This is a genomic window from Idiomarina ramblicola (assembly GCF_003987255.1).
Classification (GTDB): domain Bacteria; phylum Pseudomonadota; class Gammaproteobacteria; order Enterobacterales; family Alteromonadaceae; genus Idiomarina; species Idiomarina ramblicola.
The window spans coordinates 329395-349783 of the sequence record NZ_PIQC01000001.1; the positions used below are offsets into that span (position 1 = coordinate 329395).

Sequence of the window (20389 nt, forward strand, 5' to 3'; positions counted from 1 at the left end):
CCTTTTGTCTCCGCTACAAAATCAACACCGGATAAAATGAAGCGGTTATGATCGCAGGTTATCGCCTGCCTGACAAGCTAAGCGAACATTAAAAAACTGATAAAAACGGCGCAGTTGCTGCTGTGCGACTTTACCTTCAATGCGGGTAAAACGAACCGTCTGACCGGGTTGGCATTGCGCCAGCCGACCTAAATCGAACGGGTTAATGGTGCCCAGTTTGGGGTAACCGCCTAATGTTTGCCTGTCGTGCATCATAATAATGGGCTGGCCGTTCGCCGGCACCTGCACAGATCCCACATTCACACCTTCAGATACCAGGCCTTCATCGTCATATTCTAACGCTTTACCTGAAAGTCGTATGCCCATACGGTCGCTGTCTTTAGTGACTTCGTAATCTTCATAGCAGAAAGCTTCTCTTGCAGACATGGGAAAAGCATCGTACTGAAAGCCCGGTATTAAGCCAATAACCGGCGTTTTTTCGTAGTTTGGCCGATAAGTCCAGCCAACACGGCGTGATATTTGAAACTCTTGTTCATTAAAGTTGAGTTCATCATCCGCTTTTAGAGGCGAGCCGTCTCCATACAAACCACCCACTGCATCACGGGTAACCGTTGCACAGCTGCCCCACTTAGGTTCAACCTGAAACCCGCCCTGCACCGCTAAATACACCCGAACACCCGCCGTAGCGTAACCCATTTTTAGTCGCTGACCAGCTCGGACCTTAAAGTTCTGCCAGTTGTTTAACCTCTCGTCGTCCAATGTCAGTTCAACATCAGCGCCGGTTACGGCACACTGGCAATCACTGTCAAACTCTGCTTCAAAGCCACCTAAAGTAACTTCTATTTGTGCGGCATTAAAATCATTATTCAGTAGCCGGTTTGCCCATAAAAACGCATGCTCATCAACAGGTCCGCCCCGGGTCAGGCCCTTCGACAAATACCCAAAGCGCCCAAAATCCTGAACGGCTGAGCGCATACCCGGCTCAATAATACGCATCATGACAAGGCCTCCGTATCACCGCCTTCCTCAATAAACTGCTCTTTGCTTACCGCGTAAAACTCTACTTCATCACCCACATTAAGCGGACTGATGGTTCCCGATGACGGGTCATACAACTGGGTAGAAGTACGGCCAATAATGTTCCAGCCGCCGGGAGACGATGACGGATAAACCGCAGTCTGACTTTCGGCAATAGCAACACTGCCTGCGGTAATACGTTTTCTGGGGTTATCTAAACGAGGTGTTCTGATTTTCTCACTAACTTCACCTAAATAAGCAAAGCCCGGTGCAAAGCCCATGGCGTACACACGATAGATTTGCTCAGTATGGGCTTTGATCACATCATCTATTGAACAATTGTTTGTCTCTGCAATACGGGCTAAGTCCGGTCCGACACTCTCGTCATAATAAACCGGAATACGATGATGCTTGCCGTTCTGTTCTTGGTCATCGCTGGTTAAATCACTTAAGGTTTTACGCAGACGTTCTCGTATTTCGGGCTCATCGGTGCGCAAAACATCGTAATACACCATTAAAGAGTTATAGGACGGCACTAAGTCCAGCACCACGTCCGACAGTTGTTCCTCTACCGCTTTAGCTGCTGCAAGAACCTGTTGGTTAACCGAAACACTGATGCCCTCGCCTAAATAGACAATAACCGCGTCAGCTCCGGCCGACACCAGTTTGGGAAAATCAGTCCCTTTATTCGTAGAGTTACTCATAAGCTTTTCGGACGATATCCCGCAGTCTCTCCACTGTTTCTATCGCCTTTGGATTATCCCCGTGAACACATAGAGAATCGATTTCAATTTGCAGCTGTTTGCCCGAGACACTCTCAATAGCACGACCGTTAGCAAAAGCCTCAGCTTGGGCATACATGGTTTCAGGGTCACCATGCACGGCATCAGAATTGCTTCGTGAGCGCAGTTGCCCGTTGTCGTCATAAGCCCGGTCAGCAAAGCCTTCAAACCATAATTCGACATTAAATTTTTGCGCACGGTGGCGCCAGGCATCGTTTTCAGGGGTTGCCATAACCATTAACGGCAGCGGCTCATGCCGATCGTCCTGCAGCGCAGCAATAGCCTGACAAACCGCATCAAACTGCTGCCCGTCGCTCAGCATGTCGTTGTAAAGTGCTCCGTGCGGCTTCACATAACTCACTTCAGTTTTCTGCCCGGCGCAAATGCCCTGCAGAGCACCGACCTGGTATTGAATTAACGCCGTCACTTCATCGGGTTTTAACTTCATGTGGCGTCGCCCAAAACCAACGAGATCAGGATACGCGGGGTGCGCTCCTATGGTCACATTATGCTGTTTTGCAAGCTTGACGGTTTTTAGCATGGTCAGAGGGTCTGACGCATGAAAACCGCAAGCCACATTGGCGCAGTCAATGTGTGGCATGATTAAGTCATCGGCACCCATTTTCCAGGCGCCGAAGCTTTCACCAATATCGCTGTTTAATGTGATTTTTGGGGTAATCCGACGACTCATTCTTCGCCCTTTTCCGATTTTCTGGCTTCGATGTCTCCCATTAACTTGGTCAGACTCACGCCAAATAAATACAGACCAATACCAACAGAGGCTAACTGCAATGGAGGCAAGCTAAGCACCACCAACTGATGCTTAGCAAATACGGCTATTGCACCGATGAGCCCCATGGTGGTTATGGCACTGGCAACCAAAGTAACGGGCGCCATCCACGACAACAACCAACGCAGTCTTAACAGTGCGCAAAGTCCACCCAGTACTAAGCCCCAGGCAATAGGCACACCAAGCTTGTACCAACCGAGGTTAAAATTCGCAATCAGCGTAATCAGGTCTTCCTGCTCGGCCGTATAGAAAAATAAGCCGACTGCACCTGCTAAAATAACAATTCGTTTCGCTATATTCATTACTTAGATTCCTACATGAACAGACTGATAATAAAAAGGATAATCGCGATAATCGGAATCCACAGGATAGGCGACTGATACCACTTTAACGTCGGCTTATCAGTTCGATTAAGCGATTTTAAAGTGGGTTGCTTATAAAGCCAGATAATACCTATCAGCATGAGAACCGCACCCGACAGCCTGACATTGGTGTCGTTGTCGCTCACCACACCCAAAACAGCCATTAACAGTCCAGCAATAAGAATCAGTAATGCCAAAACACGTTGCCACATACTTCCCCCAAGTCATTGTTCTTATCATTATTGTCTTTATACTAAGAATTTATACTGTATCAGTTTCTGGAGCCATATGTTAAAGCAAATTCTGCTCGGCGTGAGTGCCATTATTATTACTGTTGTTGTTATTCTTGGTAGCGCGGTTATTTATCAAAAGACCACCATGCAGCCCGACCTTCCGCATGAGGAAGACTGTGAAATACAGCAAATGGCGACTACTGCCGATGGTTCTTTAGAAGCTCATAGTTATTGGTGTAAGCGTGGAGACAACACGCAGTGGCAAGGTTATGAAATTTGGCTGCACGAGCCACAACCAGACAAATGGCAGCGCATTATGACCACCGAACACGACGGCTGCATTAAACTGGAACTGGCTGATCAGAAGCTTGAGATCAACCACGACGGAGAACGCGGCGATATGTTTTTAGTCGAACCGGTATTTCTGTTTAACGATGCACAAGGCGTCAGCCAGTCGCTGTCGGTTCAGGTTTCTACCCGGGGCGACGCCGTGTGTTCTGACTCTGAGTAAAGCTCTGGCTCGGATTAAGCCAACTTTAACACCCACTTGAGCGGCAGGCGTTTCATTAGGAATGCCATTAACGCCCAGGGCCAGTAAGGGACGTACGCTTTTACTGGCTCTTTATTAATGGCCTTCGCCAGCAGTCGGCAACCTGTCTCGGTATCCACCATAAAAGGCGTGTTTTTCACTTTTTCATTAATTTCAGAACGAATGTAACCCGGATAAATGGTCGACACTTTAATTGGGCTGTTGCTGCCGTAGGTTTTCATTAAGTCCGCACGAATACCCTCGGTTAACGACGCCAGCCCGGCCTTGGTTGCCGCATACACCGTCATAGCCCGTGGCATACCACGGAAAGCACTCATGGACGAAATAGTCACTAAATGCCCACCCTTTTGCTCGCGCAGAATCTCCATAGCCGCTTCACATTGTACCAGCGCAGCCACAAAGTTCGTTTCCGCCGTGGCTTTATTGGCTTCGAAATACCCCGTACCTAACGCTGCGCCTTTGCCCATGCCCGCATTAATGATAAAGCGGTCAATTTGGCCCTGCTCTTGTTTGAACTCCTGAAACACACGGAATACGTCTTCATGAGCGTTTACGTCCAGCGTTTTAATGCTAACGGTTATGCCTGAATGCTTGTCTTCCAGCTCGGTTTTTAACGCCTCTAAGCGATCTAAACGGCGGGCGCACAGACATAAATTTTTGCCTTCTGCGGCAAATTCACGCGCCATGCCCTGTCCTAAGCCAGAGCTGGCACCGGTAATTAAAATAGTCTTCCGTTCTTGTGACATTACTGAGCTCTCTTTTTTTATAATTCGTTAGGCTTTAGCGATACGCCGACGGCAGCGCCACAGCAAATAGTTCACCAGGAACCAGAAGTTCTTAAAGGCTTTGTTATTGGTTTGCTTATGGTGGTAGCGGTAGTAGATTTGCTGGGCAATAACCGCCAAACGGAACAGACCAAACACCTCATAAAACGCAAAGTCTTCGACCTTGGTGCCAGTGCGTTCGCAGTAATAATCGATAATTTCTTTACGGGTTAACATGCCCGGATAATCACTCGGTTGGCGTTTAGTTGCGCGCGCCACTTTGTCATCGCCCGCTTCTATCCAGTACGCCAGCGAGTTGCCTAAATCCATTAACGGGTTACCTAGGGTCGCCAGCTCCCAATCCAGAATACCGATAATGTCGGTTGGGTCTTCCGGGTTGAGTATCAGGTTGTCCAGCCGAAAGTCATTATGAACCAAACAAATTTTCTCGCTTTGCGGCTGGTTCTCTTGTAACCAGCGCATGACCGACTTAGCGCCGAATACATTCCAGGTCTTTGCTTTTTCATAACGGCCACACCAGCCATTTACCTGACGCTCAGTGTAACCTTTACCTTTGGCTATTTTGCGTAGTCCGGTGCTGTCTAAATCCACCTGGTGCAGCTTTATCAGTTTATCCAGTGCATTCGTACATAACTTTCGAGCCTGCTCAGAGCTTAAGTCCAGCCCTTTGGGAAAGCGCCGGCGCGGAATAATACCTGTAATGTGCTCCATAACATAAAACTCAGCACCAATAACCGACTCGTCACGGCAATACGCCAGCATTCTGGGTACGTGTGGAAACTCTGGTCTCAGGCGTTTTTGCAGGCGGAACTCACGACCCATGTCGTGGGCTGACTTGGCCTTCGTGCCATCTGGCGGGCGGCGCAAAACCAAAGCCAGACCGTTGTAATCTAATCGGTAAGTCCAGTTAGACACTCCACCGGTATACTGAGTAATGCGTAGCGTACCCCGGTCTTCAGGCAGCTCATCACCAATATGCTCCGCCAACCAGTTATCTAAAGCCTCAATTGGTAAGGTTTCTTCTTCGCGTACGTCACTCGCCTGGTCAACTACGGCGGATGAAGGATCAGTCATTGGTGCGCCCTTTCCATTGTTTTAATTCGCTTTTTGCAATAGTCGCACGGTGAACCGCATCGGGTCCATCGGCAATACGTAATGAACGGGCTACCGTCAGTAACCCCGGTAACGGTGTGTCGTGACACATAGAAGCACCACCAAACAGTTGCATGGTTTCATCCACCACTTTTTGCAGCACATTCGGTGCCACCAGCTTAATGGCCGATATTTCTTTAATAGCCTTCATGGCACCAATGTTGTCGATTTGCCAGGCCGCGTGCAGAGTCAGCAAGCGCGCTTGATCAATCGCCACGCGTAAATCGGCTAAACGCTCGGTGTTGCCGCCCAGTTTCATTAAGGGTTCACCAAAGGCAATGCGCGATACGCCACGCTCAATGAAAAGCTCCAGCGCCCGCTCTGCCGCGCCAATAGCCCGCATACAATGGTGAATACGCCCAGGGCCTAAACGCCCCTGCGCAATTTTAAAACCCGCACCGGGGCCGACAATAATGTTTTCTTTCGGTACGCGCACATTGTCGAACACTACTTCACCATGGCCATAAGGCGCGTCGTACTCGCCTAACGCTGGCAGCATGCGCTCTATGTTAACGCCCGGAGTGTTTAACGGAACCAGCACCATAGAGTGACGATGATGCTTTTCAGCGTCTTCGTCGGTCAGCCCCATAACAATAGCAATTTCGGCGTCAGGGTGGCCTAAACCGGTACTCCACCACTTACGGCCGTTAATAACCCAGTCGGAGCCGTCGGCAACAATGGTGGTTTGCATATTGGTGGCGTCGGAGGACGCGACATCGGGCTCTGTCATACAAAACACCGAGCGAATGTCGCCGTTTAAAAGCGGCTTTAACCACTGCTCTTGCTGCGGATCATCACCAAAGTGATACAGCACTTCCATGTTACCCGTGTCGGGAGCATTGCAGTTGAATACTTCCGGCGCTAACAGGCTTCGCCCCATGCGCTCAGCTAATGGCGCATATTCCAGCGTGCTTAAACCAGCACCCAGTTCTTCGTCCGGCAAAAACAAGTTCCAAAGCCCCTGCTCTTTCGCTAACTGCTTAAGCTCCGCCACCCGTGGCGGCACCTGCCATTCACGCCAATTCGGCGTGCTGTTTAGCCGATAATTCTCTTTTTGATACTGGTCTTCATACGGCTCAATATGCTCGCGCATAAAAGCGTCAAGCCGCGCCAAATAGTCCTTTGTTTTCGCACTGTAGGAAAAGTCCATAATGCCCGCTCCGAACGAATATTTAACAGCATTGTAGACTTGAAACAGTTGGTGGTACAACCAGAGTTGAGGGCAAAGTTTTAGTAAACGATTGGTGAGGTTGCAGGTTTATAACTTAGTCAGCAGATTATTTAATTCGAGCATCGGAAACTTTTGGGTGGACGTCAGCCTTGTGCCAAGAGCGGACGTTAACTCCTCGTTATTGTGTTGTCACAACTCGACGACTTTAACTGCTCGCTTGTAGTCACCACCGCTAGGCTCAACAAAATATCTCATATCGCAATCTGGGCAGATTACACACGTATTCTCGCTTGGTCCTTTAAGTTGCCCTGACTTACCGAGTAAAGGAAGCTCACGCGCACAACAACATTGCCAACTGGCATTATTGCCAGTTGCTACGGCTCGTTCATCCGGTGTATTTGTTCGTACTAACGGGATTAACCTCTGTTCTTGTGGCATAAAATCTCCAAAAATAAATAGCGCTCATATTTCCGACAAATGTCGAGTGCAACCGAATGGAACCGAAAGCACAATGTGGTAGAAGTTAGCCAGCTCTCGTTAAAATCTTATTTGCTACTAGCAGTCATACCTGTCTTTGATGTAATGATGATAATGCCGACCTACTGAACGGGCATTGATAAATTCTCGGAATGCATGCTCTGGTACACCGCAGAAAGTGTAATACGGGTCGCTGTCTTCGAAGTCGATATACATACGACTTGTGGAAGCGTCGTAGCCAATTCTCCTTATTGCGGAAGACCTGACAATTACCCAATCGATCATCTTTCACTCCTTTGACTTTTAACGCTTATAAACTGTATGCGCGCTACTTTTGTTTTTTATGAAATCTACAAATTTGCATATTCAACCCACTGGGGAGGTGAATCCATTTTCTTAGTGAAATATTTAATTACATCAAATGCAGTCCTATGAGGCGTACTAAGCTTTAGCAATTGATGCCACAAAGTATCGTTTTCTGGGCCTGAAGATATCCTATCTTGGGACTTCATGTGAATAATTCGATCTCGTAATCTCTTTAGCTTCTTGAACTCCGACCAAGACTTATGCATTTTGGGCGACTTAACACCAAGGACTTCAGGGATTACTTTATCCAGTTTGTCTTCTAAAGAAATAAACCTTTCAATCTGTTGTTTGTTTGCAGTCTCTAGGATTGTCCTACTTTTACGAAAATGAGCGTACTCAAAATTATCAGGGATGACCTCGTTTGCGAAAGCTTCTATTGCCGAAAAAGCCAAAACGATTGATTGAATTGTATCTTCCAAGAAGTCAAAAGCGTCATATTCTGAGAGAAATGCGACTTCCCTCTTTTTTGATGAGTCAATCTTGCTTTTTACACGAAGCTCTTTTGCCCTCGAATGGCTCTTCTTCGAAGCATTCAGTAAAATAGCTGAACCGTTCGGGACTGGAATAGTAACAACTTTCTTGGAGTTTAGTTGTGCTACCGTTACAACTGTAATCCGCGTTCCTTTTGGTACAGTTTGACCAGTCCATGGATTATTCCAGTCTTTTGCAAGGCTGGTTGTTGTCTGAAGTCTCCAGTCTCGATCTGTCACGCAACACCTCTATTGGTTAAAAAACGCCCGCAACACGGACCGACAATTGGTTGTGGTTTTTACATACTAATGGCTAAGCTATGCGGTTGGCAGTCCGATGTTTAGTCTATTGACTTTTAATACGCACTATCCAGCAGCTACACCTAACACCGAAACAACAATCGCAAGTAAAGCAATGTTGGTTGAAAGCTTAAAGCCAGCTTGCGACTCATGAGAGTTCAGCATTTTTTGCGCTTCATCCAGTGTTGTTAAAACGACATTTCTAATCGAAAAGGTAACAGATAGCTTTCCTGAAACCATTTGTATTGAATTATAGTCGCCCGGTATTCTAGTATGTGGTCGAAGGCGTTGATCTACTTCGCTTAGCTGCTCTCTAAGCTCAACAAGCGCCGCTGTGTAATCTCCAAGCCTCCCTTTCGCGAATGCATGGTAGAAACTGGGCTTAAATTGAGAAAGCTCTTTTAATATTGCAACGATCTCCTCATTTAACCCCATCAGCTCTTCATTGAATTCGTTCATCGGCACTCCATTTGCGTATACATAGTATGTTAGAGCGACCACGCAAGGTCTTTTTCCTTACAAGCTAGATTACCTTGTAAGTTAAGGAAGTCCAACATCCGCTCTTCGCTCATTGCTGACTTTTGGTTTTGTGCCAGACACTGAAATTAACACCTAAATCAACGGGCTGAGTAATTGTTGGCTAAAATTGCGATGGAAGCGGAACATAGCCAACTGGACTTGCTACTTAAAATGGCTCCGATTTTTCGGGGAGATTACACACCACTAACATGCACAAACTCATGGTAATGGTTTCTCAAAGTAATTCCATCAAACTCATTTCCGTCAAAGACACTAGCTATGAATCCAGTGCCAGAAGGACTTAATGACAAAGACCAAAGGGTTGAATGGGAAAAGGACGGAAGCCTCTTTCTACAACGAGCCGACAGCTGAGCGTTGATACGTCCCGTGTAAAAAGAGAGAAGGTCGATGATTAGATATCGGGGTTTTCCATTAAAAAAGTGGTCATATGTTTAACGATATTCCAGGCACTTTTTCTGGCGGGCTTTAAATCGCCGTAATTGGTTGTGACGGCTATAGAGATTTGCAACTCCGGAATAATCACTAACAACGCAAACCAAAAGCGGTTAGAGCCGCTGTGATATAACACTTTGTGCTCATTCGCCCAGGAATCATCCAACGCCAAAATCCAACCATAGGCATAGTCTTCCATACCGGGTTCGTGGAGTCGTTGATAGGTTTGGGCACTCAACAGCTCGCTGTTACCCTGACTGCCCAAAAGATGTTCATTCGCATAGGCAGATAAGTCGTTGAGCGACATGTGAATCATACCAGCAGGTCCCATGATAGGCGAGTTATCAGTGTCGGTGGTTACCGCTTTCGGGCCGCTAAGCCAGGTGGTTTTATGACCTCGTGGTTGTTCCATCGTTTCGTTTACATCGACAGGTGGACCGAAGCCGCCGCTCGACAACTCCAGCGGTTGAAACACCTCTTCACGAATGAGAGCTTCCCAGGTTTTCCCGGTTTTGGTGGTAGCCAATACAGCAGCAATTGTATAGCCAACATTGGAATATTCGAAACTAGTGCCCGGCTTATAATCGGGCTTTCTCTCTAGTATTTTTAGGACTTCTTCTTTGCGCAGCGCGTCGCACTCTGTCCCTTCTTCCGGGGACAGCGACTGGATCCGCCAGGGAAAATCAGTTTTCGCTCCACCAGTGTGATTAAGCAGCTGCGACAAAGTGGCGTCTTGCCATTCAGGTCTTACCCTGCTGTCAGTGAGGATGTCACCCACTGTGGTATCCCATTGCAACACGCCTTTTTCCACCAGTCGGGCTATCATGGTGGCAGTCATTGATTTAGTGACGGAGCCAATATGCCATTTGTCATCGATTGATACAGGTACACCGCTTTTGGTTTCTCTTTCACCGTAAACCGCCGTCGCCAGATGTACTCGATTTTTGGAAATTGCCGCTCCCAGAGAGACTAAGCCACTGTCTGCATGTTCTTCAGACACGATAGCTTGCAGTTCTTTTGCTATTTTAGTATCTGTTGTCTGTGCAAATGTTACTGAAAAAGTCATACTCAATGTAACGGCAACCATTAGCTTCATTTGCCACTGAAACTCTACAAGATATTTTTTCAAAACTCTCACTTACTCGCTGTGGATTAAAAACCAAATAATTCAAGGCCTGATGAATAGCCAGCACCTGACGAATAATAAACTTACGTATTCAATCTGAAATTTTCAAGGATCTTGTTATCACACCATTTTATTTGCTGTTCTTTTTAGACGTCGAGGTTAAGCATACACACACTGCGAGGTCGCGAACATAAATTGAACAGTTGAGTCTGTTTTCTTTCTTGTTTCTGGACCTTTCCATATCATTGTGATCTTATACTCCCTTTTGGGAGCCGGTTTTATGAGTATTGATGTTTTCGCTGAACATTTTTCCAATGTCACCGATCCCCGGCAGTCTGCCAAAGTGATCTATCCTTTACACGATGTTTTGTTCTTATCCAATCAGGGTGTTATCACCGGATATGAAGGCTGGGACAACATTGAGGATTTTGGTCATGCCTGACTTAACTGGTTGCAGAGGTTAGGTTTATTCAGCCAGACGTAATTTTTAAAGAGCAGTTGCAACAAACTATGAGCGAGTGTTGCAGTTAATAGTTGAATTCGGGAATTGTTAAAAGCAGGGGTTGCGATTGAAAAGATTGATTTCATCAAAATCGACGACTTGTGCCAATGATTTAACTCGATGACATTGGAAATTGCCCCAAATTCTTTACACACTATGCATCCTGCCTCAATTTTAAGCAATTGGTACCAAATCGAAAGTCAGCAAAGAGCGAAGAGGCGACAAAATTGAGATTCTCAGAATAGTCTGCTCTTCGCTCTGAGCGGACTATCTGCATTCGGTAATTGTCGAGTGAAACTCGAAAGTCGTCCAGGTTGACGATACTATTAATGAAGTCACTGAAAATATTTAGTAAGGAGAATATATGAAAAGGCGGGATGGTGGAGACGCTGTTAATTATACTCTCGGAGTCACTGGCACCTCGACTCTCATTGCATTGTTTCAGTCTATAACTCGGTCAAAAGCTTTAGCTATCATGTTTGCCTTAGGCTTAGTCGCCTATATTTTCTCATGGCAGGTTGAGGAGTATTCTCTGAGGCAGTAATGCACTGAAAAGCTAATAAGCTGGTATCACATAAACCTAATCCTAACCACATACACGCCTGCAATGAGCGGGCATGTCGAAGTCATTATTCGACAATTCTATTAATCCACTGAATCGCATCTTCGACTGGGCGACTAGAGGATTCATCAACTGGAATCCTTCCTCCAAATATTGTACCACTCTTACTTGCCATAATTGCTGTCGTAATATTTAAGGTTGCCCCATTACTTAGCTTGAAAGATCGATTAGAGGTCGACATACCACAAGATGGTTCGCCAAACGAACGAACATTAGCTTTATCCTTAACAGCGACTAATAACGCCTCCCCAGAGCTCGCTGTTTGTTCGCTACTTAACACTGCTATTGGCATATCTACATCTCCCACGGAAGGCTTTTCAACTCCAATCATAAACTGATTATTGAGAAAACTTTGTCCGTCATAGGTTCCCCAAGCAGTTTTGGAGCCGTCAGGTTTCACAAAATAACCATGTACTCCGTTGCTTAGCAATGGCGCAACTGCAGCTAGCATAGGCCACATATTTCCGCCTGAGTTATACCGAAAGTCGATAATCCAGGTTTTTGTATCGCGATCTTTCTGTCTGTTGATCTCATCATGCAATTCTTTGATATAGCGAAGTTTAGCCTTATCCGAGGGGGCATTGAAGCTATTGACGCGAAGGTAGCCAATGTGCCCAGGAATGATAGGCAAGTCATAGGTATTCGTTGCCACACATTCAAACTTTCTTTGCATCACAAACTTTGGTTCAACGGTACTTTTATAAAATGTATGGCCAGTATCAGCTCGCTTTAAGATGAGATTTAGCGCCTCCCGTAAAGTCTCTCTGGTAAATGGGCGTTCAAGGTTATCCAATTCAGACTTTAATACCCGCCAATTTACTTGCTCTCGTGTAACAACGTGCTCCTTCATCAGATCCAAAACTTCATACGCTGTTACTTCGGGAGGTATATCTCCGCTGCGTTCTGCGCTTTGAGCGTATACCGAAAATGTCAATGCTTGCGAGAGAAGAAAAGCGCGTAATAAAAACACTTAGTTGAACCTCACTCCATGTGAAAAAATTAGCTTATACTAAAATGCTAATATGAAGGAAACCATTTTTACTGGAGATCCACATGCGTCCGATCCTGCCCCCCTGCTTTCCGGTAATCCCCGAAAACAGTGGAAAAAATAGCCGATTAATCCATATTAACTTAGGTAGTTTCATCACCGCTATTTAAGAAGCTCTGTGTGTAACACCTCGCCTTCAGCATTCGTTATTTTTATTTGACTACTGGACGGCGAAATAAAAATACCTGAAGCTTCATTCTCCGTTGATATGACTATGCGATCGGTGGGAACTTCATCTTCTCCATCGAGTCGGTAAACCTGAACAGTACAAGGGTAGCTTTCTCCACACCAACTTATATCAACGTGCATCAACTCCCGACCCAGACGAGCCCAGTCTGGACGATTTAAACTATACTCTGTTCTCGGCCAGATCACATTAACGTCGTATTTTTCAGGAGCAGACGACCAAAATTTACGCTCACTATCCATTAATAAAACGGGTGCATCAAAAGAATGATTCTCCACAAGCCATGTGTAAGTCTCCGACTCAAATTTCTTCTCGCTTTTTTCAGCAATCTCGGTCTGGTTTATCGTTAATGGATCCAGCTCTAATGATTCCTTTAAATAATATGCGAGCCAGCCATCTTCGTTAATATGATTGTAACCGACGTGGATAATAACTTTAGCGTCTGGAGTATTGTCGAATATTTTCTCGCGAAGGTTCTTGGCCGCACTTTTCTCTCTCGCTTCCGTTCCCCCTTGCATTTCAGAACCATAGTCATAAGAAACCAACTGAAAACCCAACTGCTGAGCATGCACTAGCAAATTTGCAAAGACTGGTTCTACTGTATAAAAGCCAGATTTCTCAGATACATAATCCTTAGCCAGTTCATTTTCAGCATTTTCTGATAAAGCTTCTAGAGCCAAGTAACGATACCCTTGTTCCCACAAGCCCTTTAGTAATCGATATGTCAGTACACGGTGCTGAGGAACATGGTGCGCTTCATTGATCATTAAAATTTGATACTCACCCGACGTTTCTACAATTGCATCCACTGCATTTTGTGTACTTAAGCTTTTAACCTCTTGATAAAGATTCTTAGGTTTGGAATTGCGCTTATCAAAAGCTGCCAACGCCTGCTGGTGCTGACCTATGAATGAATACGTGGTACCGCGCTCTTGAAGCAGCATGTCATACACCGCTTCATTGTCTGCAAACTCTACGGAAAGCTCTTTAAGCACATTAACCTGCTGACTTAACGTCTTCCCGTCCGTGGCCTCGAAAACTCTATCAAATGCCTTGTTAACTTCTTTTATATACTCTTCGTGAGATTGTTCGTCAGCAGAGCATGTGAAGCTCGTAAGCAAAGCGGCGACAAGAAACAAAGTTCTCATGATCTATCCTCCATGAATGATTATTTTCCATATATTGAATAAAATTAGTTTAGTCTAGCCTAGCCGGTTAATTACATGCATAGCATTCTCAAATCGTTATTGGGGTTCTGCTTAGTGACTAACCCCGACTATAAGGTAGTTTTCGTAAAGCAATAGTAAGCTCATATATTCTTAGCTATCAAGTCCGCCTTCAAAAGCCCACCTTTGGTAAACAGTTTCGCTGAAAACTTGGGATTCCGTCTCGACTTATAAGCCTCCAGTATTTTCTTCAAACCAGCAGCTTCCAACAATGAAATGTTCACTTCGGTATCCATCTCAGCCGACTCAACAAAGTCATTGGAAAAACTGGGGGCAACAATGAGTACCTGAGCAACGCGTTTACCTGCGGCTTCGCAACGTGTAACGTAAGCTTTTACCTGTCGAGATGTGGTGGAGTATTTCGCAAAGTCCCCCTTTTTAGAGGTCTTAGCTTCGCCGATAATAATATCGTCTTCACTTAACGACAGCAGAATGTCAGCTTTGTCTTTGGCTGTGTTGATGTCGCGGCGTAAGTCCTCGTCAACCGTTAGCCCAAGCTCTTCGAATATGGCTTTGGTGACCTCTTCAAACTTAACGCCAATATCAGCTTCTGCTATCTCAATATTCTTTTGCTTCAACGTAGCTAAATCTCTTCTCGCCAGGGCTTCGTAATTCTCGACTAACTTGTCTGTCGCATCAGCGAAGCTTTCAAGAATTACCTGTCTAGGATCGCCACGACGCGTAACTCCCATGTCAGACTTCAAATTCTTAACCTGCTCGTTCGAGAGCATAAATAAAATGTCATATGGTGTTATGGCAAGAGCTCTTAACTTCTCGACGTCTATGTCCTGATTGGGCTCAAGTTCAAACTCATCTTTTAGCATTTTCGGTAGCGTCGGCATATGCTGGCTTAGTGTCTCAAATAACGACTTGTAGCCTGTCGCTGAGAGAATATTAAATTCATGCTCTGCCGAAGAATTCAGCGCTCCAACAATTAAGCTGCAGCGTTCCTCTAAAGTTATTCCAAGTTTGTCCAGTGAGAGCTGCAAGTCATCAATAAGTGACTTTAAACGCTCCTTCTTCTCAGTCACGCCTGACTGTTCTCCATGCATATCTTCGCTAAGAATCTGACTGACCGATAATCCCATTTTAAAAACAGTTTCGATTTTCTCATCGCGACTAACACCACGAATGCGCTTGTCATGACTTTTCAAAATATTCGATAGCTCAGCATCGGAGAATGTCCGGAGAATTCTTAAAAGGTGTTTGTCGGCGAGCTCTTTAGATTGAATACGGTGTAACAATGCGACAATTTCATCAGGTACGTAAACGGTTTGATGCTTTTTAGAAACGAAGACAATACCTATTTCACGTAGCTGATTCAGACAGTCTGAAACACCCGTTTTAGGAATAGGATCAATTACGTGCTCAATGGCAACTCGGTTATCAGCAGTGACATCTAGTTTTTGAGCAAGAACATTTAGTATTCCGCGTTCTTCATCAGTGATTTTACCTTCCCGGTTAGAGCGTTCATCATTATGAAGTGCTTCATGTAAACACGCATAATAAATTCCTAACCGTTTAGGCTCGTCATAAACTTCCGTTTGTTCAGTTTCAGCAAAAAGTGCTTTTAAACTTTTACCTTGAGCATCGATTTGCTTCCATTCTTTTTCATACAATTGCTCTATCCAGGACACTCGCGCGACACAGTTTCCATCGCGACTAAGAATATTCACCAAGAGTGCGGCTTGAGCCCCACTGAGTGCTAGTTGCGATTTTACTTCTTTTTGAAATAACGACTGAGCAAGTTTAAATAATTGAGTAACCTCACCACTAGAGGCATTTTTTATCTGACCGTCTATATTTTTAAACTGCTTCGCTACTTCTTTATTGTGCGAGCTGGCTTCCGTGCATATACGATCAAGAAAGTTGATGAACTTAGACTTCTCAAACTGGTTAACGGTAGATAGGACGTTGGAGAGTTTCATTACGCGCCGTTCCCTGATTAGATTAATTATTAAACAATTAAACTACTCTTTTGCAACAATAAAGCAACCCAGATATAAAACATTTAGCCCTAGCGAGATACTCTATTGGGGTCAAGCCTGACCCAACAATTAAATCAAATGCGGCGAGCGCGGCCATCGGGTAGAATGCAGACTCTCATCACCATTGAATTGCTTATTGATACATGACTTTTTCTGATCTCGGACTTTGCCCTGAAACCCTTACTGCCCTTTCACGTCAGGGGTACAGCGAACCTACACCTATTCAGGCGGAAGCTATTCCGTTGGTGCTCGCGGGGAAAGATGTCATGGCAGCGGCGCAAACGGGGACGGGAAAGACAACGGCCTTTACGGCGCCTATTTTAGAGCGTCTGAAAGGTAACGAACGTGCAAAAGCAAACACAGCGCGTGCGCTTATTTTAACACCGACTCGTGAATTGGCAGCTCAGGTGGGCGAAAGTGTTGCGAATTTAAGTGCGGGTCTGCCATTAAACTACGCGGTGGCGTTTGGTGGTGTGAAAATTAATCCGCAACTGATGAAGCTTCGCAAAGGCGTGGATATTCTGGTGGCAACACCAGGCCGCTTGTTGGATTTATACAAACAAAACGCGGTTCGCTTCCCGAAGTTAGAAGTATTAGTGCTTGATGAAGCCGACCGCATGCTCGACATGGGCTTTATTCACGGCATTAACAAAATTATTAAGTTGTTGCCGGCTAAGCGCCAAACGCTTCTGTTCTCAGCGACCTTTTCTGATGATATTCGCACCCTGGCTACAGGCTTACTGAAAAGCCCGGTAGAAATTTCCGTAGCACCACCTAACGCCACTGCCGAGCCTATTGAGCAAACAATGTATGCGGTACAGAAAAGCGAAAAGCTGGGTATGCTGCTACGTATACTGCACAGCCTTAACGAGCCGCAAGTGCTTGTGTTTTCACGCACCAAACAAGGCGCCAACCGATTAGTTAAGCAGCTAGGTAAAGCCGGTTTCTCTGCCGCCGCTATTCACAGCGCCAAAAGCCAGGGTGCTCGCACCAGAGCGTTGACCGATTTCAAAAGTGGCAAGGTGAAAGTGCTTATCGCAACCGACATTGTCGCGCGTGGCATTGATATTGAAAAGCTGCCGTATGTTATCAATTATGACTTACCACAGGTTGCTGAAGACTATGTGCATCGCATTGGCCGGACCGGTCGTGCTGGCGAGGTTGGTCATGCTATTTCGTTGGTTACAGACGAAGAGTTTGCTGCCCTAAAAGCCATTGAAAAACTGCTTGGCCAGCCGATTCATCAGTGTAACCCAAAAAACGCTTTTTAGGGGGCATCCAACATTATACTCCCTCACACCTCATTCTCTTCAAATAGTTCATCACAGTGCGGTTAATTTCATCTTTAAGCCACGCAGGTCCGTAGTCCGTCATATCGTTATGCCGGGACTTTGGTATTTTCTTAACGCACATACCGTATTTTTCGCTCTCTTGCTGTGAAGGCAACACCCCGTCGTCTGCTGGGTAATCACTGCCGCGAATTGAGAGCACACCAATATCCTTATTGCGGGGAAGAGGAACGCGGCGGTGATCAATCGTAATGACAGTTTCTATGTAGTCCTTGCCCTCGTTCGCAAGCCAGGAAGAAATGTCGCCGCCGTTTGAGTGGCCAATCAGCAGCAAGTCATTAAAATTGTATTTCGGGTAAGCTGGCTCGAGGTTGTGCTTAATGAAATCAAGCGTTTTAGCGCCCCTGCTCCAGTTCTCGCTTCTGGTTTCATAAAGATCACCCGATACAGACAACGGAGGATCACTCTCTAGTTCATGCCCAATAGCCACAACCATATAACCCAACTGGTTTAGCTGCTCAGATAAAAAACTGTACTTGGCATGCGAGACGCCGTAACCGGCACTAAGAAAAGCTACCGGGCATTTTGGGGCTTCACCACCACACTGTTCTTCAGAAGTTGGATACGAGATTTGAACAGGAATATTTCTGTCTCTGGACTCATCGTAAACCATGTTGTCGGCAAAGCTAATTGAGCTGCAAAATAAGCCAGCGAGTAATATGAGGAGTTTCAAATTATAGTCTTTTAATATTTTTCTGGATTCTTATTCATACAGACTCAGAAATTCTGTGCCATCTGTAAAACGTTATGCCAGCAATAACGGCTTCTGCGGTCAAACCGAATTCTCGCTATTGCTAGAAGAAGAATCTGTTCAGAGATCAATTTGTCTGATAATAAAACGCGGTGTCTGAAATCTTTTCAATATCATCGTATTCATACCCAAGCTGATTAGTTTCACCGATTTCAGCCAGACGAAAATCAGCCTCATAAAGCACAGCGCCCCAATGATTATCAGCAAAACCACCGAAAACAATATTCAACCCGCCGTCTTCAATTTTTGCTATAGCGCTAACATTGTACTCATTCATGACTTCTATCAGTACTTCCGAATCTTCCGAGTACTTTTGGATTTTAGGCAATTCATTAAGCGTTCTGTGCTTTGTATATTGTGATGATGGTACGAATCCCGCATCCTTAGACGGCTCATAGGTCAATATTTCTACTGGACTGATAAAAGCATTATTTATTCTGTACAGTTCAGTGGATATCTGCTGAATAACTTCAAGTTCTCTATTTTTCTTGAATACCGTTAAGTGAGGTTTTACTTTATCAAGAAACACTTTAATTGCGTCGATTCTTCGTTTCCTGCATGAGTCTTCATAACATAGTGCGAGGTTTGATAAACTTTCAACTTGTGACTCATCCAGCCGTAACATTCCGTTAGATATAGCACCCAAATTAAAGTTGGCAAAGCTTTGTCTCTTTTCAACATCAGTATACTGAGTCGGGTGTACATCCAGAAAACCATAAGGCGTTAGCAAAGCAACAGAATACAAAGGATCAAGGTCGTCAGGAATGACATCCTCAAAATGATGGAGAACAGCCCGATATTCCTTATCAGACTTTTCTGATAACGGAATAGAATCATCAGCCAAGAGAGTGAAACTCGCTGAGAAAACGAGTATTGAAATTATTAGCGACGGTGTCTTCCTCATTGTTAACTTCCTTGTTGCAGATAGTATAGGTTTCGCCCCCTATAGAATAAGGGTATACAAAGAGTATCGTCCCAACGAATTGTTATCAACATGTTGAACTGATAGTGCACCTACGGCTGTTCAACAAATATCTCTAAAAACCTTAACGCCAGCGGGTTCTTCTCTATTTGTGCGCTAGTCAGACTATTAACCTCGTGTCGCAGTCCGTCGGTATTTCCGAGAGCAACTAATGTTACCCCATCATCAGGTGCTTTTAATAAGAGACCAGCATAGGCATCCGGCCACCAACCACCATGCCAAACAAGCTTATGACCTTGCCAATTCTGCACATACCAGCCATAGGCATAAGGCATTGCGTTGCCCTCTTTATCCTTTGCTGGCGTCCACATTTTCTCTCTCAAAGACGCAGGAAGAATTCGTTCTTCATCCAGAGCTATGGAATAGTGTGCAAGCGCTCTGGCGCTGGCGATAATTCCAGAGCTGGCGTTCAATTCAGTGTTCGGTAATACCGAAGGGGCAAGCCCATCCGATTGCTCAGGCGCGTGGCGAAACGGTGGCGCAATATGAGTCAGTACCTCGCCTCCATCCGGGTCACGCCAACCGGCTGCTACATTCTCTAATTTTGCCGGTTCAATAACGTATTTTTTCATCCAATAGCGCCAACTCTTATCCGTATTCTCCTCAACCCAGTTAGATAAACGGCCAAATACAATGGGGTTGTAGAAGAAGCTAGCGCCAGGCTCACCCTGTACCTGGTGCTGAAGGACATGACGCAGCGTTATCGCTTGGTCGCACTTTACCTTAGGTACTTCGTAGCCGTTATCCAGAGTGCCTCCACCGAAGACCGTCCCGCTTGTTGTTAACCAATGGCACCTTGCGCCCCAGTCACTTAAGGCCGTAAAGTCGGCATCGAGATCAATGTGTCCGTCGGCCTCCATGGCCAGTAACGTCGCACCAGTGAATGTTTTTGTGATAGAAGCCGCAAGATACGAAGTGTCTCCCGTCGTGAGCTCTTCGGCGTCGTGATCTTGAAAGCCAATACTTTCGAGCATAATGATTTCACCGTCTTTAACTACCGCAACGGAAAAACTTAAGACTTTGTTCTCCTTACGAAAGTCTCTGAGATAAGACTGAAATGCCTGGATTTTTTCGCTGGAAATTTCTGGTTGTGCCGTCGCTTCGCTTGCTGAAAAAAAGACGAGCGTACCCGCCAGCAAATAATAGATTATTGCTTTCATGGTTTTTCCTTTATTAACTAT

The 20389-nt window shown here is 45.5% G+C and carries 22 protein-coding genes; 3 read left to right on the top strand and 19 right to left on the bottom strand.

Annotation, left to right across the window (positions count from 1 at the left end; translation table 11 throughout):
* Positions 1 to 45 precede the first annotated feature (45 nt).
* Genes CWI78_RS01610 through CWI78_RS01630 form a run of 5 tightly spaced genes read right to left on the bottom strand, consistent with a single transcriptional unit; the run spans position 46 to position 3163 of the window.
* The gene (locus CWI78_RS01610; protein ID WP_126779616.1) at positions 46 to 999 is read right to left on the bottom strand and encodes a 5-oxoprolinase subunit C family protein; all 954 of its coding nucleotides are present in this window, start codon (positions 997 to 999) and stop codon (positions 46 to 48) included.
* Entirely contained in the window at positions 996 to 1721 is a 726-nt protein-coding gene (pxpB, locus tag CWI78_RS01615) for a 5-oxoprolinase subunit PxpB (protein WP_126779618.1), read from the bottom strand. Before pxpB ends, CWI78_RS01610 begins: the two co-directional genes overlap by 4 nt.
* A complete protein-coding gene (locus CWI78_RS01620; RefSeq protein WP_126779620.1) occupies positions 1714 to 2490 on the bottom strand; it encodes a 5-oxoprolinase subunit PxpA in 777 nt (258 codons plus the stop codon). Before CWI78_RS01620 ends, pxpB begins: the two co-directional genes overlap by 8 nt.
* On the bottom strand, positions 2487 to 2891 hold the full coding sequence (locus tag CWI78_RS01625; RefSeq protein WP_126779622.1) for a hypothetical protein: 405 nt from the start codon (positions 2889 to 2891) through the stop codon (positions 2487 to 2489). Before CWI78_RS01625 ends, CWI78_RS01620 begins: the two co-directional genes overlap by 4 nt.
* Before the next feature lie 11 nt (positions 2892 to 2902).
* Positions 2903 to 3163: a hypothetical protein gene (locus CWI78_RS01630; protein ID WP_126779624.1), complete on the bottom strand. Its 261-nt coding sequence runs from the start codon at positions 3161 to 3163 to the stop codon at positions 2903 to 2905.
* Between the two features lie 76 nt (positions 3164 to 3239).
* Here CWI78_RS01630 and CWI78_RS01635 point away from each other — a divergent pair, with 76 nt between their 5' ends.
* The gene (locus CWI78_RS01635; RefSeq protein WP_126779626.1) at positions 3240 to 3695 is read left to right on the top strand and encodes a hypothetical protein; all 456 of its coding nucleotides are present in this window, start codon (positions 3240 to 3242) and stop codon (positions 3693 to 3695) included.
* Positions 3696 to 3709: 14 nt separating this feature from the next.
* Here CWI78_RS01635 and CWI78_RS01640 read toward each other — a convergent pair whose 3' ends face one another.
* From CWI78_RS01640 to CWI78_RS01675, 8 genes are all read right to left on the bottom strand, one after another.
* Positions 3710 to 4480 (bottom strand): SDR family oxidoreductase, encoded by a 771-nt coding sequence (locus tag CWI78_RS01640; RefSeq protein WP_126779628.1) that lies wholly within the window; start codon positions 4478 to 4480, stop codon positions 3710 to 3712.
* 27 nt (positions 4481 to 4507) lie between these two features.
* Positions 4508 to 5593 (bottom strand): phosphotransferase family protein, encoded by a 1086-nt coding sequence (locus tag CWI78_RS01645; RefSeq protein WP_126779630.1) that lies wholly within the window; start codon positions 5591 to 5593, stop codon positions 4508 to 4510.
* The gene (locus CWI78_RS01650; protein WP_126779632.1) at positions 5586 to 6821 is read right to left on the bottom strand and encodes an acyl-CoA dehydrogenase family protein; all 1236 of its coding nucleotides are present in this window, start codon (positions 6819 to 6821) and stop codon (positions 5586 to 5588) included. Before CWI78_RS01650 ends, CWI78_RS01645 begins: the two co-directional genes overlap by 8 nt.
* A gap of 210 nt (positions 6822 to 7031) precedes the next feature.
* Positions 7032 to 7280, bottom strand: coding sequence for a hypothetical protein (locus tag CWI78_RS01655; protein WP_126779634.1), 249 nt, complete (start codon positions 7278 to 7280; stop codon positions 7032 to 7034).
* A 117-nt stretch (positions 7281 to 7397) separates the two neighbouring features.
* Entirely contained in the window at positions 7398 to 7604 is a 207-nt protein-coding gene (locus tag CWI78_RS13025) for a KTSC domain-containing protein (RefSeq protein ID WP_126779636.1), read from the bottom strand.
* Between the two features lie 65 nt (positions 7605 to 7669).
* Positions 7670 to 8395, bottom strand: a complete 726-nt coding sequence (locus CWI78_RS01665; RefSeq protein ID WP_126779638.1) for a hypothetical protein — start codon at positions 8393 to 8395, stop codon at positions 7670 to 7672.
* Positions 8396 to 8521: 126 nt separating this feature from the next.
* A complete protein-coding gene (locus tag CWI78_RS01670; protein ID WP_126779639.1) occupies positions 8522 to 8914 on the bottom strand; it encodes a hypothetical protein in 393 nt (130 codons plus the stop codon).
* Positions 8915 to 9386: 472 nt separating this feature from the next.
* Positions 9387 to 10556: a serine hydrolase domain-containing protein gene (locus CWI78_RS01675; protein ID WP_126779641.1), complete on the bottom strand. Its 1170-nt coding sequence runs from the start codon at positions 10554 to 10556 to the stop codon at positions 9387 to 9389.
* Positions 10557 to 10833: 277 nt separating this feature from the next.
* Here CWI78_RS01675 and CWI78_RS01680 point away from each other — a divergent pair, with 277 nt between their 5' ends.
* On the top strand, positions 10834 to 10995 hold the full coding sequence (locus CWI78_RS01680; protein WP_126779643.1) for a transposase family protein: 162 nt from the start codon (positions 10834 to 10836) through the stop codon (positions 10993 to 10995).
* A 689-nt stretch (positions 10996 to 11684) separates the two neighbouring features.
* On the opposite strand, the gene CWI78_RS01685 is transcribed toward CWI78_RS01680, so the two are convergent.
* The 3 genes from CWI78_RS01685 to CWI78_RS01695 all read right to left on the bottom strand — a co-directional run bounded on the left by CWI78_RS01685 (position 11685) and on the right by CWI78_RS01695 (position 16066).
* Positions 11685 to 12647: a S41 family peptidase gene (locus tag CWI78_RS01685; protein ID WP_126779645.1), complete on the bottom strand. Its 963-nt coding sequence runs from the start codon at positions 12645 to 12647 to the stop codon at positions 11685 to 11687.
* A gap of 180 nt (positions 12648 to 12827) precedes the next feature.
* On the bottom strand, positions 12828 to 14060 hold the full coding sequence (locus tag CWI78_RS01690) for a hypothetical protein (RefSeq protein ID WP_126779647.1): 1233 nt from the start codon (positions 14058 to 14060) through the stop codon (positions 12828 to 12830).
* Positions 14061 to 14221: 161 nt separating this feature from the next.
* Positions 14222 to 16066: a hypothetical protein gene (locus tag CWI78_RS01695; protein WP_126779649.1), complete on the bottom strand. Its 1845-nt coding sequence runs from the start codon at positions 16064 to 16066 to the stop codon at positions 14222 to 14224.
* Between the two features lie 203 nt (positions 16067 to 16269).
* On the opposite strand from CWI78_RS01695, the gene CWI78_RS01700 reads away from it, so the two are divergent.
* Positions 16270 to 17397, top strand: a complete 1128-nt coding sequence (locus CWI78_RS01700; RefSeq protein WP_126779651.1) for a DEAD/DEAH box helicase — start codon at positions 16270 to 16272, stop codon at positions 17395 to 17397.
* A 13-nt stretch (positions 17398 to 17410) separates the two neighbouring features.
* Here the strand turns inward: CWI78_RS01700 and CWI78_RS01705 are convergent, their stop codons facing one another.
* From CWI78_RS01705 to CWI78_RS01715, 3 genes are all read right to left on the bottom strand, one after another.
* Positions 17411 to 18148: an alpha/beta hydrolase gene (locus CWI78_RS01705; RefSeq protein ID WP_208642024.1), complete on the bottom strand. Its 738-nt coding sequence runs from the start codon at positions 18146 to 18148 to the stop codon at positions 17411 to 17413.
* A 145-nt stretch (positions 18149 to 18293) separates the two neighbouring features.
* Complete coding sequence (locus tag CWI78_RS01710) at positions 18294 to 19070, bottom strand: hypothetical protein (protein WP_126779653.1); 777 nt, start codon at positions 19068 to 19070, stop codon at positions 18294 to 18296.
* 170 nt (positions 19071 to 19240) lie between these two features.
* Entirely contained in the window at positions 19241 to 20368 is a 1128-nt protein-coding gene (locus CWI78_RS01715) for a serine hydrolase domain-containing protein (protein WP_126779655.1), read from the bottom strand.
* Positions 20369 to 20389 lie beyond the last annotated feature (21 nt).

Bases quoted from the DNA above. Each gene is read 5' to 3' on its own strand.
- CWI78_RS01625 (WP_126779622.1), bottom strand. From the start codon at position 2,891: ATGAATATAGCGAAACGAATTGTTATTTTAGCAGGTGCAGTCGGCTTA.
- CWI78_RS01680 (WP_126779643.1), top strand. From the start codon at position 10,834: ATGAGTATTGATGTTTTCGCTGAACATTTTTCCAATGTCACCGATCCC.
- CWI78_RS01690 (WP_126779647.1), bottom strand. From the start codon at position 14,060: ATGAGAACTTTGTTTCTTGTCGCCGCTTTGCTTACGAGCTTCACATGC.
- pxpB (WP_126779618.1), bottom strand. From the start codon at position 1,721: ATGAGTAACTCTACGAATAAAGGGACTGATTTTCCCAAACTGGTGTCG.
- CWI78_RS01695 (WP_126779649.1), bottom strand. From the start codon at position 16,066: ATGAAACTCTCCAACGTCCTATCTACCGTTAACCAGTTTGAGAAGTCT.
- CWI78_RS01715 (WP_126779655.1), bottom strand. From the start codon at position 20,368: ATGAAAGCAATAATCTATTATTTGCTGGCGGGTACGCTCGTCTTTTTT.
- CWI78_RS01610 (WP_126779616.1), bottom strand. From the start codon at position 999: ATGATGCGTATTATTGAGCCGGGTATGCGCTCAGCCGTTCAGGATTTT.
- CWI78_RS01650 (WP_126779632.1), bottom strand. From the start codon at position 6,821: ATGGACTTTTCCTACAGTGCGAAAACAAAGGACTATTTGGCGCGGCTT.
- CWI78_RS13025 (WP_126779636.1), bottom strand. From the start codon at position 7,604: ATGATCGATTGGGTAATTGTCAGGTCTTCCGCAATAAGGAGAATTGGC.
- CWI78_RS01645 (WP_126779630.1), bottom strand. From the start codon at position 5,593: ATGACTGATCCTTCATCCGCCGTAGTTGACCAGGCGAGTGACGTACGC.
- CWI78_RS01635 (WP_126779626.1), top strand. From the start codon at position 3,240: ATGTTAAAGCAAATTCTGCTCGGCGTGAGTGCCATTATTATTACTGTT.
- CWI78_RS01630 (WP_126779624.1), bottom strand. From the start codon at position 3,163: ATGTGGCAACGTGTTTTGGCATTACTGATTCTTATTGCTGGACTGTTA.
- CWI78_RS01670 (WP_126779639.1), bottom strand. From the start codon at position 8,914: ATGAACGAATTCAATGAAGAGCTGATGGGGTTAAATGAGGAGATCGTT.
- CWI78_RS01620 (WP_126779620.1), bottom strand. From the start codon at position 2,490: ATGAGTCGTCGGATTACCCCAAAAATCACATTAAACAGCGATATTGGT.
- CWI78_RS01700 (WP_126779651.1), top strand. From the start codon at position 16,270: ATGACTTTTTCTGATCTCGGACTTTGCCCTGAAACCCTTACTGCCCTT.
- CWI78_RS01640 (WP_126779628.1), bottom strand. From the start codon at position 4,480: ATGTCACAAGAACGGAAGACTATTTTAATTACCGGTGCCAGCTCTGGC.
- CWI78_RS01655 (WP_126779634.1), bottom strand. From the start codon at position 7,280: ATGCCACAAGAACAGAGGTTAATCCCGTTAGTACGAACAAATACACCG.